Origin of the sequence: Arenimonas soli, from assembly GCF_014643775.1 — a bacterium.
Taxonomy (GTDB): Bacteria; Pseudomonadota; Gammaproteobacteria; order Xanthomonadales; family Xanthomonadaceae; genus Arenimonas; species Arenimonas soli.
The window spans coordinates 441184-453988 of sequence record NZ_BMKC01000001.1; the positions used below are offsets into that span (position 1 = coordinate 441184).

Below are 12805 nucleotides of genomic sequence, written 5' to 3' on the forward strand. Positions count from 1 at the left end.
GACGGCGCGTGGGCTCAGGTCATCAGGCCGCGCCGGACCGCGTAGCGGATGACGTCGGCGGTGTTGCGGGCCTCGAGCTTGGCCAGCACCCGGGCCCGGTGGTTTTCCGCGGTCTTGGTGCTGATGTCGAGCCGGCGGGCGATTTCCTTGGTGCTCATGCCTTCGATGACCAGGTGGAAGACCTCGCGTTCGCGCGGCGTCAGGCTGCCGTAGGGGTCGTCCATGGCCTGCTTCGGGCGGTGCAGCTGCTCGGCCAGGATGCGCGAGGCTTCGGGACTGAAGTGGCCGCGGCCTTCGCCGACGTTTCGCACCGCCGCGACCAGTTCGGCGGTGGGGCTGTCCTTGAGCATGAAGCCGGTGGCGCCGGCGCGCACGGCGTGCAGCAGGTATTCCTGGTCCTCGTGCATGGTCAGCACCAGCACGCGGGTGCGCGGGCAGTCGGCCTGCAGCCGGCGCACGACTTCCAGGCCGCCAAGGTGCGGCATGGAGATGTCGATGATGGCGACGTCGGGGTCGTGTTCGGCGGCCAGCGCCAGGGCTTCCAGGCCGTTCGAGGCCTGGGCGACCACCTGGCAGGCGCCGGCGGTTTCAAGCACCGAAACAAGGCTTTCCCGGACCAGGGTGTGGTCGTCGGCGATCAGGACCCGCAAGCTGCGGCCCGGGAGCGTGCTCATGGGGCCAGTATGCCAGCCTCGCCGGGAATCGGGACCACGGCCTCGAGGCGGGTGCCGTCCTTGCCCGATTCAAGCAGCAAGCGGCCCCCGTAAAGCGCCACCCGGTCCTTCATGCCGCCCAGGCCGGTGCTGTCGCCGCGGCGGGATTTTTCCAGCGCCGCGGCGACGTCGAAACCCGGGCCGTCGTCCCACACCGTCAGCCGGAGCAGGCCGGCGCGCACGCGCACCGACACGATGGCCTGGCTGGCGCCGGCGTGGCGCAGCACGTTGGCCAGGGCTTCCTGGGCCAGCCGGAACACCAGGGTCTGCAGGTCGGGTTCGAGCGACGGCAGCGGGTGGGCGCTGATCTGGATGGCCAGGCCGGCGGGATTGCCCAGGGTCCGCGCCAGCCAGTCCAGCGCGGCTTCCAGGCCCAGGTCGTCGAGCACCTGCGGGCGCAGCAGGCGCGAAAGTTCGCGGGTGTCGGCAAGGCCCTGCGTGCACAGGGCAAGGCTGGCGTCGATTTCGGGCTGCAGGTCCGGGCGGGTGTCGCCCAATTGGCTGGCCAGCAGCGACAAGCGGTGCTTGAGCGCGGTGAGGTTCTGGCCTAGCCCGTCGTGCAGTTCGCGGGCCAGGCGGCGGCGCTCCTCTTCCTCGACCCGGAACACCGCCCGGCCCAGGCGCTGGAACTCGCGCTCGTTGGCTTCCAGGCGCTCGACCAGGGTCCGGTAGTCGCCGCGCAGGGTTTCGAGCGTGCTGGCCAGGTCCTCAGTCTTCGCGGGCATGGGCAAGCTCCTCCGGGGCCGGCAGGGTGGCGGCCTGGGCCTGCAGGGCTTCCAGTGCGCGCGCCGCCCGTTCGCCGGCCTGCGCCGAGGCATCGGCTTCGCCGGCCTGGGCCAGGGCGCGTGCCCCCAAGGCGTGCAGGCGATGGGCCCGCAGGTAACCGCCGCGGCGTTCGAGCAGTTCGGCGGCGGCGCGGTAAGCCGCGACCGCACCGGCGGTGTCGCCGCGGGCGAGCCGGTTCTGCGCCAGCCGTTCCAGCCAGAGCAGGCGCAGGGAAAGATTGCCCAGCGCGGTGACCCCGGCGTCGAGCGCGGCTTCGTCATCGGTGGCGGCCAGGGCCAGGACCTCGGCCTCCAGGCGCAGCGCCGGCACGCCGGCTTCTTCGGCCAGGGCGCGGGCGCGCACCAGTGCCGATTCCGCGCCGCGGTCATTGCCGGCGTCGCGCTGCAGGCGCGCGTCCACCAGGGCGGCGATGGCGCGCTGTTCCAGCGAACTTTCCAGCAGCGCGGGGCGGATTTGCCCGAGCAGCGACAGCACCTGGTCGTTGCGGCCGGCGGCGGCCAGCAGGCGGGCCTGCAGCAGGTCGGCGTCGACGAGGCCACGCTGGTCGCCGCGTTCGGCGAACAGGCGCCGCGCTTCCTCAAGGTGCGTGGATGCGGTCTTGAGCTCGCCCTGCAGCAGCGCCAGTTCGGCGAGGTTGCGCAGGCTCACCGCGGCTTCTTCGAGCATGTGCCGCGCGCGCGCTTGATCGAGCGAACCGGTGAGCCGGCGCCCCGCCTGCGGCCAGTCACCGCGGGCCAGGTCGAGCAGGCCCAGGTTCTGGTCGGCGCGCACGATGCCGTTGTGGTCGTCGAGCGCGACGAAGGCTTCTCGCGCCTGCTGCCAGAACACGCGGGCATTGTCGTAGTCGCCCAGCTGGTAATGCGCGAAGCCGATGTTGTTGAGGCTTTCGGCGGTGCCCTGCGGGTCCTTGGCGGCTTCGCGGCCGCGCAGCGCGCGCTTGTAGGCGGCCAGGGCCTGGGCGTAGTTGCCGCGTTCTTCGGCCAGCAGGCCCAGTTCGTTGTCCACCGCCGCGGCGCCGCCGCGGTCGCCGAGCTGTTCGAACAGCGCGCCCGCTTCGGCCAGGTGGTCCTGCGCCGCGTCGAAATGCCCACGCACCATCGCCAGCTGGGCCAGATTGCGCAGGCTGCTGGCGAGCCCGCGGCGATCGCCCAGCTCGCGGCGCAGGTCGGCGGCCTTGCGGTACTGTTCTTCGGCGTCTTCGATCTGGCCCAGGCGCGCATAGCCCACGCCCATGGCATTGGTGGTCTCGGCCTCGCCGAAGGCGCTGCGCCCGCGCTTGTACAGCACCAGCGCGCGCACCAGGTGTTCTTCGACGGCTTCGCGGTGGTCGCCCTGCAGGATGGCGGCCTTGCCCAGCAGGAACCACGCGCGCGGGTCCTGGGGGTCGCGCGCCAGCAGCTCGCGCAGCGCGGCGATGGCGGCGTCGAAACTGCCGGCATCGATTTCCAGTTCGGCCAGCTGCAGGCGCGCGTCGAGGTCATCGGGGTGCGACTGCACCAGGGCGCGCTGTTTGCCCAGGACTTCATCGAAGTTGCCTTCGTAGAGCGCGACGATGGCCTGCAGGCGCGCTTTCACCGGCGAAGCAAGGCCGGCGCCGCGACGCGCCGCGTCTTCGGCCAGGGCGTGCTGGCCGGCGGCACGCGCGGTTTCCGCCAGGCCCAGCCATGCCGGTGCAAAACCAGGCTCGGCGGTCGCCAGTGCTTCGAAAGCCGCCGCCGAAGCCTCCCAGCGGCCGGCGTCGCGCAGGGCCAGGGCTTCACCGTAGGCGCGCAGGTTTCCGGGCGTGGCCGGCAACAGGCCGGGCGGCAGCGTGCCCAGTGCGAACTGCCGGGCCAGGCTGGCGGCGGATTGTTCGAGCGCCTGGCCGGCCGGCGCCCGGAACTCGCGCGGCGCTGGCTCGCCGGCTTGCGAAAGTACGGCAGCCAGCCCCTGGCCGGCCTGCAGGTCCAGGCGCAGCACGCGCGTTGCGGGAAGCACGGCGAGCAGCGCGGTGTCGTCGGCGCGGCGCCCGCCCAGGCCGGCCTGGGCCAGGGCCAGCTGGCTGCGGTCGGCATCAACGAAGGGCGTGTTCGGTGGCCCGGCCAGGCCCTGGCGCATCGCCTCGGCGATGGCGGTGAGCGCCGCCAGGTCGTCGGCGGAAGGATCGGCGACCAGCACCAGGCGGTCGGGCACCGGTTGTTCGACCGGCACCGGTTCCTGCGGCGGCCGCGCCTGCCACCAGGCGACCAGCGCGAAGGCGGCGGCCAGGAGCAGGGCGGCGACGATGCTATTGCGCCCTGGGCGCAGGTCGCGGGCGACGTGGCGTGCTTCGATCGCGGCGACCACGGCACCGGCGTCCTGGAAACGGCGGGCGGGGTTGGGCTGCAGCAGGCGGTCGACCAGCCTCACCACCCAGGCAGGCAGGTCGTCGCGCACCGTGTCCAGGCGCGGCGGCGCCTGCACCAGGCGCTGGGTCAGCGACTCGGCGGGCGTCCCACCGGAAAACGGCGGCTGCCCGGCCAGCATTTCGTAGAGGATCAGGCCCAGCGAATACAGGTCGCTGCGCGCATCCACCGGCGCGGCCCGCGCCTGTTCCGGGGACAGGTAATCGGGGGTGCCGATGATCGCGCCCGAGTGCGTCAGGCCGCTGGTGCCCAGCGATCGCGCCACGCCGAAGTCGCTGATCAGTGCGTTGCCGGTGCTGTCCACCAGCACGTTGGCCGGCTTGAGGTCGCGGTGCACGATGCCGCTGGCGTGCGCGGCCGCCAGGCCCGAGGCCAGCTGGCGGGCAATGGCCAGGGCCGGCTCCAGCGGCAGCCGGCCTTCGCGGTCGAGCCGGCGGTCGAGCGACTCGCCGTCCACCAGGTCCATGCTGATGAACCAGCGGTCCTCGTGCCGGGCGATGTCGTGGATGCGCACCACGTGCGGGCTGGACACCTGGCGCGCCAGCAGCAGTTCCTGGCGGAAGCGTTCAAAGGCTTCGGGTCGCGACGCCAGTTCCGGGCGCAGCAGCTTGATCGCCACCGGCACGTCCAGGTCGCGGTCGCGGGCCAGGTAGACCACGCCCATGCCGCCGATGCCCAGCATCCGGACGATTTCAAAACGCCCGGCCAGCACGGTGCCCGGCAGCAGTTCGGCGCCGGCGTGCTGGCCGGTCATGGTTTCGGGGAAATGGCGGCGGTCGTTGCCGGTCATGGCCGGATCACGCCGCGGCGCCGGTGGCGCCCGGCCAGCGGACCTGGCGGGCGACTTCGGCCAGGGCCAGTTCGCTGCGGCGCGCCGCCAGCCAAAGCGCCGCGCGTTCGGCGAAGGCGGCAAGCAGGTCCAGTTCCAGCGTGGTGATGGCGTGCCCGGGCGCGCGGCTGTCGGCATAGGCCAGGCCCAGGACCTGGTCGCCGGTGACCAGCGGCAGGCAGACCAGGCTGCGCAATCCTCCGGCCACCACCGACGCGCGCCCGGCGAAGGCCGCGTCCAGGCCGGCATCGTTGACCACCACCGGCCGGCGTTCGCGCAGCGCCCTGTCGACGGCGCCGCGGCTGCCATCGAAGGCGGGCGCGGCCAGGGTGCGGTCGTCCAGGCCCTGCCAGGCGCGCACGACCGGGCCCCCGGGCTGGTTGATCAGCAGGAAGCCACGTTCGCAGCCGGCCAGGTCGATCACCGCGGCCAGCGTGGCCCTGAGCAGGTCGCCCGGGTCCTGGGACTGTTCGATCGCACGCTGGTGCAGCACCGAGGCGGTTTGCCGCGCCGCCCGGCGTTCGCCGGAACGCGCCAGCGCCTGCTCGTCCACGTGCGCGAGTTCGCAGGTGACGTCGCCGAAACGCAGCCAGGCATTGGCTGGCAGCAGGCGGCCGTCGGCGGGCAGGCCATCTATGAAACTGCCGTTCTTGCTGTCCAGGTCGACCAGGCGCCAGCCTTCGCCTTCGGGCTCGAAGCGGGCGTGGCTGCGGGAAACCGAAGGGTGGTCGATAAGCAGTTCGCTGGGCGGGGCGCGGCCCACCTGCAGGCCGCGGCCCGCTGCCAGCAGGGTTTCCACCGCGGCTCCCTCGGGCAGATAGGCTGTCAGGCGGGCAGGCATGCCCCATCTTGGCCCCAGCCAGTGGGGCCTCGCAATGGCAGCGGCGGCGGGCCGGGCCCGCGCCGGTGCTCAGGGACCGTAATCGCGCAGGTAGCCGATGCTGAAAGCCAGGGTGTCGAGCCCGGAAAGCAGCTCGCCGGCGATGTTCGCGACGTCGCGCGTGGCGCGCCAGTCGTCGGGGATATGCGTGCCGGCGCGCGCCGAGACCCGCGAACGCATGGCGTCCACCAGGGCGTTGGCGGCGGCGAAATCGCCGACGTCCACGGCGTCTTCGATGCCGTCGATCATCGCCACCAGCGGGCCTTCTTCACTGGCGGCCAGCAGGGCGGCCTGGTCGCGCAGGAACTGGATCTTCTGGGCAACGACCGCGTCGGTCGGGCGCAGGTCGAGCGCCACGATGAACTGCGAGAAGCCGCCGGTGGTGCCGCGGGTGCGCACGCTGCCCGGTTCGACCGCGTTGGTGATGTCGCGGAAGGCCCCGCCCAGCGGCGCCTTGAACAGGCGCAGGCGCGAGCCGGCGGTGTAGGGCAGGGCATGGGTGTGCACTTCGACGTGCACGCGGCGTTCGAAGGCCAGGCCACCCAGCGTGGGCGGTTCGACCGTGATCATCAGCGGCAGTTCGGTGGGCACCGACACCAGGCCGCTGGGCAGGCGCGCCAGCAGGGTCGGCGAAGTGAGCGTCACCAGCTGGGCGTTCAGGCCCAGCGAAGCGGCCGACAGCCCGGTGGCGTCGTCGAAGTCCAGCTGCAGGTCGGCCAGCGGCGAGAGCGCCGGGCCGATGCGGACTTCTGCGGTGTCGCCGGAAACGGAAACGTCCAGCGGCAGCGCCTGCGCGTGGGCGGCAGGCGCCGCCAGCAGCAGGGCGAGGGTGAAACTCTGGATCAGCCTGGTCATGCGGATGTCCCCCTGTGGGAAGCGAATCAATGTGGCGCGTCCGCTGCGCCGCATGCCGTCCTGGGTGGTCCGGTGGCAAGCGTGGCCCCGGCTCCATGAATCCTTGTGGAATCGAGCCTAGAACCAAAAGGGCCGCCTGTCTCTAGGTGATTTCCCCCAGGCCGGCTGGGGGGTCTTCCGGATTTGCCGGCGGCCGGGCCGGGCGGAGGCTGTGCCCACCTTGCCGCGTCCGGCTTGGACGCACCCCTTCCCGGAGAACCGCCATGTCTTCCCGCCCGTCCCGCAAGAACCGCAAGATCCGCGTTTCCGCCCTCGCCATCGGCCTGCTGGCCAGCGGCGTGGCCCTGGCCGAAGCCCACCTCGACCCGCAGCTGGTGCAGAAGCTGGCCGGCGCGCTGCCCACCGACGAACTGCAGGTCGTGGTGACCTATGAACAGTCCGGCCCGGTCACCGCCGCCCAGGTCCAGGCCCTGAAGGCCATCGGCATCGAGAAGGGCGTGACCATGCACACGCTCCCGATCGCCGGCGCCCTGGCCACCCCGGCCGAGATCGCCGCGCTGCGCCAGCGCGACGACGTGGTTTCGATCTACTACAACGCCCCGCTGCGCTTCTTCAACAAGGAGCAGCGCGAGATTTCCGGCGCCGCCCGGGTCGTGCAGAACCCGAACGACTTCGGCAAGGCCATTCCCTACAGCGGCCGCGGCGTCACCGTGATGGTGAACGACTCGGGCATCGACGCCACCCATGAAGACATCAAGCTGGGTGAGAACGTGGTCGAGAACGTGCTGGCGCCGCAGAACATCCTGGCCGAACTGGCCGCCATCGCCGCGCCGGGCATCGTTCCGATGACCTACATCGAAGGCCAGCCCAACACCGACCTGGGGTCCGGCCACGGCACCCACTGCGCCGGCACCATCGGCGGCACCGGCGAGCGTTCCAACGGCCTGTACCGCGGCGTCGCGCCGGGCGCCGACATGATCGGCTACGGCTCGGGTGGCGTGCTGCTGATCCTGGACGCCGTCGGCGGCCTCGATTACGCCGCGACGCACCAGTTCAGCTTCGACGCGCCGGTGCGCGTGACCAGCAATTCCTGGGGCAGTTCGGGCAAGTTCGACCCGCTCAACCCGGTCAACGTCTCCACCTACGAGCTCTACAAGCGCGGCATCGTCAGCGTCTTCGCGGCCGGCAACGACGGCCCGGGCGAGGACACCCACAACCCCTACGCGCAGGCGCCGTGGGTGGTGTCGGTCGGCGCGGGCGAGAAGGACGGCGTGCTGACGTCCTTCTCCTCGCGCGGCAAGCGCGGCGAGTCGGGCACCTTCACCATGCCCGACGGCAAGGAGTGGACCTACTTCAACGAGCCGACCATCGTCGCGACCGGCGTCGACATCATTTCGACGCGGGCGCTGACCGGCGCACTGGGACCGCTGGCGGCCGAGCAGGACGCGGCCAACCTGGCGCCCGAGCACCTGCCGTTCTACAGCCACATGAGCGGCACTTCGATGGCCACCCCGCACGTGTCGGGCGTGATCGCGCTGATGCTTGAAGCCAACCCGGACCTGACCCCGGCCCAGGTGAAGGCGATCCTGGAAGAAACGGCCACCAACATGACCGGCCGCCTGCCCTGGGAAGCCGGCGCCGGCCACCTCAACGCCTACGCCGCGGTGGCGATGTCGCAGGGCCTGCGCGACGACTACGGCCGCACCGTGAACCTGCTGCGCGAGTTCAACGCCAACGCGCTGCTGGCGCCGGGCGGCGACCCGATGCCGTTCGAAATCTTCTTCTCGCCGGTCGGCGAGGTCGAAAGCAAGTCCTTCGAAGTGGGCGCCGACGTGGCCTGGGTCGCGGCCCGCGCCCAGGTCGACGCCAACACCATCGCGGTGGTGCTGACCGATCCCGACGGCGTGCGCTACGGTTCCTCGATCACGCTGCCGGTGCTGGGCGACACGGCGGTGACCGGTGCGCCGGGCAAGCCGGGCACCTGGACGGTGACCGTGCGCGGCATCGGTTCGGTGTCGGGCGTGGCGCTTGACCCCGCCGGCGCCACGAATGGTTACGCCGCCCCGGGTACCGTCGCCGGCGAAATCAGCTTCCTCAAGAGCGCCGGCTTCACCGGCATGGACGACGTCGGCGCCCACCCGGCCCGCCAGGCGATCGAATTCGCCGTCGCCAACCGCCTGGTCGATGGTTATTCGGACCGCAAGTTCCGCCCCGACCACGCGCTGCGCCGCAGCGAACTGGCCCAGTACCTGGGCATGGGTGCGAGCATCCGGCAGTCGCTGCCGCTCGACGGCAGCGCCAGCTTCGACGACCTGTCGGTGGCGTCGCCGGCCTACGCCTACGCCGAGGCCGCCGTCGCCAAGGGCGCGCCGCTGCGTGACCTGGGCTGGAACCAGGACGGCGTGATGCGCCTGGTCAACGGCGACTTCAAGCCCAGCGGCACCGTCAGCCGCGCCGACCTGGCTTATGCGCTGGTGCAGGCCCAGGGCCTGCAGGCCGACGCCCGCGCCTTCAGCGGTGAACTGACCGCCTTCTTCAACGGCCAGCGCGTGCCGGTGAAGGACGCCGGTCAGGTTCCCGCCGACCTGCGCGGTTACGTGCAGCTGGCGCTCGACACCGGCGTGCTCAATGCCCGCTTCGGCATCGAGCAGGGTCCGTTCGACCTGCAGCCGAAGGTGGTGGCGTACTTCGATCCGAAGCAGTCGGTCACCCGCGCCGCCTACGCGGTGGCGGCGGGTCGCTTCCTTACCCAGTTCCAGACCGCCGAGGACTGATTCTCCCCCTGGATCCTTGGCTTTCTGATTCGGGCGGCCCGGCAACCGGGCCGCCCGTTCTTTTTTGCATCAGTCCCGGGCCGTGCCGGCCGGCGGGTTCACCACCACCAGCTCGCCCAGGTCGTAGCCAAGGCCGCGGGCGCGGGCCTTGAGGCCTTCGAAGGTCTTTTTGTCCAGCTGCGGCTGGCGCGACAGGATCCAGAAGTACTTCCGGTCGGGTTCGCCGACCAGCGCCCACTGGTAGTCCGCGTCCAGCGCGATGACCCAGTAGTCGGCCCAGACGAAGGGCAGGAAGGACAGCCACTTCGGCGCGAAGCGGACTTCCAGCTTCGCGGGGTGGTCGCCGGCCAGGCGGGCTTCGCCGTCGGACGACATGATTTCGCCGTTTTCCTTGCGGCAGGCATTGACGACGCGGATGCTGCCTTCGTCGCGCAGGGTGTAGGTGGCCGTGATGTCGCCCACGCAGTGGTCTTCGAAACGGTTGGGAAGGCGGGCGATTTCGTGCCAGACGCCGGCATAACGCTGCAGGTCGAGATCGCGCACGGGCTGCAGGTCGCGGGCGTTGGCGGGGCCGGAAGCAAGGCCGGCGGCGCAGGCGAGGGCAGTGAACAGGGCGGTGCGGATCATGGTGCGCTCCTTGCGGGATGACGCCGACCAGTGGACGCCCGTGCAAGTACACCCATCGTGAATCAGCCGCAGATCAGCCCTTTTGTGGTTCGGCCTTGTTCATTTGCGCGGCCAGGTGTTCCTGGAAGGCGTCGAAGCCCATGCCGTTGTCGGCGGCTTCCTGGTGCGCCGCAGCGCGCAGGGTGGCCGAGAACACCAGCGACACGTCCCGGCCTTCGGCGCGGGCGATCGCCGCGGCGCGCTTGAGGATGGCCAGCACGTGCGCGGCGCTGGCCGATTCGCCCACCATGCGCCCGTCCAGGCCCAGCACCCACTGCCCGTCCTTGAACACGACGCCGCCCAGCAGCTTGCCGGCGGCGTCGCGCAGCTGCGCGTGCGGCTCGCCGAGGCGGTCGGCGGGGATCGGGTTGCCGGGGGTCTTCCGGGCCATCAGGCGTTCCTGCGTCAGTTGATCGGGCCCAAGTAATCGAGCTTGCCGACCGGTACGCCATTGTGCCGCAGGATTCCGTAGGCCGTGGTGGCATGGAAGTGCAGGTTGGGCAGGACGAAGTCCTGGGCATAGCTGGTGCCCGTGAACGTCAGCGGGTAGGGCCCGGCCTTGAAACTGATGATCCGCCCTTCGCAGCCTTCCATCTTCGCGAGGTCCACCGACGCGATGAAGTCCCGGGTGCGGCGGATCCGGTCCTGCAGCTGGTCGAAATCCTGCTCGTCGTCGGTGAAGGACGGGGCGTCGGTTCCCGCGAGACGGGCCGCCGCGGCCTTGGCGGTATCGCTGGCGCGCTGGACCTGGCCGGCCAGGGTCATCATGTCCGGAGCGAGCCGCGCCTGGACCAGCTGCGCCGGATCCATGCCCGTCTCCTTCGCGAACGCTTCGCCCTTGGCGAGCACGTGGGAAAGATTGGCCAGGACCCGGTCGATGGCGGGAATCAGGAACGCGGGCAGCGTCAGCGATGAATGGGGCATGGCGTGGGTTCCGGCAGGGGAGGTGGAACGAAGCATCGCGCCACAGCGCGCATGCTGCCAGTACCGGAATCGGGAAAGACTGGACCGAACGTCCAGCGCGGTACGTGGGCACCGGAAAAAGAAAAACCGCACAGGGTGCGGTTTGACGTGCGTTCTTGGTAAAAGATGGTGGCCGGGGAGGGAATCGAACCCCCGACACGGGGATTTTCAATCCTTCCAATTGGTGTGCGGTGGGATACGGGGATTTACTGCTACCCCTTGATAAATGAGCCTATCAGGGCGCATTATCTGCGGTGAGCGGCGGTCAACTGCGGTCCATTTTGCTACCCGGGTGCTACCCCGGTGCTACCCCGGTCGCTCCTAAGGAGTCGCCGTGGTCAAGTCTGTACCGTTCACCGAGGCCCGTGTTCGCACCCTGCGCGCTGCTGCCAAGCCGGGCGAGCGCGTGGAGTTCCAGGACGCGGAACTCAAGGCGCTACGCCTGCGGGTGAGTGCCACGTCGGCTAGCTGGTATCTGTTCAAGCGGATTCCTGGTGGCCCCATGCGGCGCCTGCTGCTGGGGTCGGCTGACGATCTGAGCGTCGAGAAGGCCCGCAAGGAAGCGATCAAGGCCATCGCCAAGCTGATTGATGGCCGCGACCCCTCCGCCGAGAAGCGCGCCCGCAAGGCGGCGGCAAAGCGCGAGAGCCTGACGCTGGCGCAAGGGTTGGCCATCTATCTGGAAAACCGCGACTCGCTGCGGCCGGCGACCCGGACAACCTACGAGCGGGACATTCGGACCACGTTCGGGGACTACCTGGACCGCCCACTGGCTGACCTGACCCCGGAGCGAGTGCGAGAGCGTCATCGGCTTCGCATGACCACGGGGGCGCGGGCATCGGCCCGGGTCGCCCACGCCCGCGACCGCAAGCGCATCACTGCCAGCCCCAGCCGCGCCGACGGTGCCGTGCGGGCATTGCGTGCCGTGATGAACTACTTGCGGGCAGAGCGGGACATGGATTTGCCCGACGTGGCCCGCAAGATCACGGCGGACAAGAGTTGGGGCAACGTGGCGCGCCGCAAGCGTGCCTTGCTGGGAAAGCCGCTGACCGAGTTCGTGGTCGCCCTGGAGGCAACTCCGGATGATCTGCCGCCGGACCTTTCGGGAACCCAGCGCGATCTGGTCAAGCTGATCCTGGCGACGGGATTGCGAATCAGCGCAGCGGCCGGGCTGCGATGGGGCGAGGTGGATCTGGACGCCGCGATCCTGACCGTTCCGGCCGCACGCATGAAGGGCAAGCGGGATCATTCCCTTCCCCTCGGCCCTGGAATGATGGCCATGCTCCACCAGCGCCGGGCCGACCCCCGAGGCGCCGATTCTGAATTCGTGTTCCCCGGCGCGATGCCGGACATTCCGCTAGGCCGGCTCTCGGCTCGATTCGTGGCGCGGCTAAAGGACTCCGCCGGCAAGCCTTTCGTGTGGTCGCCGCATGACCTACGCCGAACCGTGCTGACCATGCTGGAGGCGATGGACGTTAGCGCCTACGCGCTCAAGCGTATCGCCGCGCACAGCGAGAGGGGTGACGTGACCGCCGGCTATCTGGCCGATGACGTTGAGCGGCTGCGTGGACCGATGGAGCGGTTGGAGCGCGCAGTCTTTGGCGGCGCGGGCGGCGTGGTCCAATTTCGGGCGAGTAGAGCGTAATGGCGAAGCGGGGCCGTCCGAAAGCGGACAACAAGGAGCGGGATCGCGCGGTCGTCTTTCGGGTTGTGAAGGCGATCTTTGATCGACGTGGCGTGAATGTCGCGCTCCGTGACCGGGCCGAGGTTGGTGGACGCCTACGCAAGCAACCCGCCGCATCTGCGTACAAGATCGCACGCGAAGAGTTGTGGAAGTTTGATGGAATCCGTTTGAGCCTTGGGTCGATAGAGAGGATTTTTAAGGCTGGTAAAGACGAATTCATTGGCGAGGGGGATATCGCAAGGCGGTTGCGCGACAGGACCGCCTACCTCAA

10 protein-coding genes are annotated in these 12805 nt (G+C 70.2%); 2 read left to right on the plus strand and 8 right to left on the minus strand.

Annotation, left to right across the window (positions count from 1 at the left end):
- Nucleotides 1–14 precede the first annotated feature (14 nt).
- From IEX13_RS02020 to IEX13_RS02040, 5 genes are all read right to left on the minus strand, one after another.
- A complete protein-coding gene (locus IEX13_RS02020) occupies nucleotides 15–674 on the minus strand; it encodes a response regulator (RefSeq protein ID WP_188660651.1) in 660 nt (219 codons plus the stop codon).
- Nucleotides 671–1438: a sensor histidine kinase gene (locus tag IEX13_RS02025; RefSeq protein ID WP_188660654.1), complete on the minus strand. Its 768-nt coding sequence runs from the start codon at nucleotides 1436–1438 to the stop codon at nucleotides 671–673. The genes IEX13_RS02020 and IEX13_RS02025 overlap by 4 nt, the downstream gene beginning before the upstream one ends.
- Nucleotides 1422–4673, minus strand: coding sequence for a serine/threonine-protein kinase (locus IEX13_RS02030; protein ID WP_188660656.1), 3252 nt, complete (start codon nucleotides 4671–4673; stop codon nucleotides 1422–1424). The genes IEX13_RS02025 and IEX13_RS02030 overlap by 17 nt, the downstream gene beginning before the upstream one ends.
- A 7-nt stretch (nucleotides 4674–4680) precedes the next feature.
- Complete coding sequence (locus IEX13_RS02035; RefSeq protein WP_188660658.1) at nucleotides 4681–5553, minus strand: GAF domain-containing protein; 873 nt, start codon at nucleotides 5551–5553, stop codon at nucleotides 4681–4683.
- 69 nt (nucleotides 5554–5622) lie between these two features.
- On the minus strand, nucleotides 5623–6447 hold the full coding sequence (locus IEX13_RS02040) for a DUF6689 family protein (protein ID WP_188660660.1): 825 nt from the start codon (nucleotides 6445–6447) through the stop codon (nucleotides 5623–5625).
- 263 nt (nucleotides 6448–6710) lie between these two features.
- Here IEX13_RS02040 and IEX13_RS02045 point away from each other — a divergent pair, with 263 nt between their 5' ends.
- Complete coding sequence (locus IEX13_RS02045) at nucleotides 6711–9221, plus strand: S8 family peptidase (protein ID WP_188660662.1); 2511 nt, start codon at nucleotides 6711–6713, stop codon at nucleotides 9219–9221.
- A gap of 69 nt (nucleotides 9222–9290) precedes the next feature.
- Here the strand turns inward: IEX13_RS02045 and IEX13_RS02050 are convergent, their stop codons facing one another.
- The 3 genes from IEX13_RS02050 to IEX13_RS02060 all read right to left on the minus strand — a co-directional run bounded on the left by IEX13_RS02050 (nucleotide 9291) and on the right by IEX13_RS02060 (nucleotide 10811).
- Nucleotides 9291–9848: a lipocalin family protein gene (locus IEX13_RS02050; RefSeq protein ID WP_188660664.1), complete on the minus strand. Its 558-nt coding sequence runs from the start codon at nucleotides 9846–9848 to the stop codon at nucleotides 9291–9293.
- 73 nt (nucleotides 9849–9921) lie between these two features.
- Nucleotides 9922–10278, minus strand: coding sequence for a hypothetical protein (locus tag IEX13_RS02055; RefSeq protein WP_188660667.1), 357 nt, complete (start codon nucleotides 10276–10278; stop codon nucleotides 9922–9924).
- Between the two features lie 14 nt (nucleotides 10279–10292).
- Nucleotides 10293–10811: a DUF1993 domain-containing protein gene (locus IEX13_RS02060; RefSeq protein ID WP_188660670.1), complete on the minus strand. Its 519-nt coding sequence runs from the start codon at nucleotides 10809–10811 to the stop codon at nucleotides 10293–10295.
- 373 nt (nucleotides 10812–11184) lie between these two features.
- On the opposite strand from IEX13_RS02060, the gene IEX13_RS02065 reads away from it, so the two are divergent.
- Complete coding sequence (locus IEX13_RS02065; protein WP_188660673.1) at nucleotides 11185–12495, plus strand: tyrosine-type recombinase/integrase; 1311 nt, start codon at nucleotides 11185–11187, stop codon at nucleotides 12493–12495.
- Nucleotides 12496–12805 lie beyond the last annotated feature (310 nt).

What these genes read in the sequence shown, in the direction of transcription:
- IEX13_RS02020 (WP_188660651.1), bottom strand. Translation starts at nt 674, where the DNA reads ATGAGCACGCTCCCGGGCCGCAGCTTGCGGGTCCTGATCGCCGACGAC.
- IEX13_RS02025 (WP_188660654.1), bottom strand. Translation starts at nt 1,438, where the DNA reads ATGCCCGCGAAGACTGAGGACCTGGCCAGCACGCTCGAAACCCTGCGC.
- IEX13_RS02030 (WP_188660656.1), bottom strand. Translation starts at nt 4,673, where the DNA reads ATGACCGGCAACGACCGCCGCCATTTCCCCGAAACCATGACCGGCCAG.
- IEX13_RS02035 (WP_188660658.1), bottom strand. Translation starts at nt 5,553, where the DNA reads ATGCCTGCCCGCCTGACAGCCTATCTGCCCGAGGGAGCCGCGGTGGAA.
- IEX13_RS02040 (WP_188660660.1), bottom strand. Translation starts at nt 6,447, where the DNA reads ATGACCAGGCTGATCCAGAGTTTCACCCTCGCCCTGCTGCTGGCGGCG.
- IEX13_RS02045 (WP_188660662.1), top strand. Translation starts at nt 6,711, where the DNA reads ATGTCTTCCCGCCCGTCCCGCAAGAACCGCAAGATCCGCGTTTCCGCC.
- IEX13_RS02050 (WP_188660664.1), bottom strand. Translation starts at nt 9,848, where the DNA reads ATGATCCGCACCGCCCTGTTCACTGCCCTCGCCTGCGCCGCCGGCCTT.
- IEX13_RS02055 (WP_188660667.1), bottom strand. Translation starts at nt 10,278, where the DNA reads ATGGCCCGGAAGACCCCCGGCAACCCGATCCCCGCCGACCGCCTCGGC.
- IEX13_RS02060 (WP_188660670.1), bottom strand. Translation starts at nt 10,811, where the DNA reads ATGCCCCATTCATCGCTGACGCTGCCCGCGTTCCTGATTCCCGCCATC.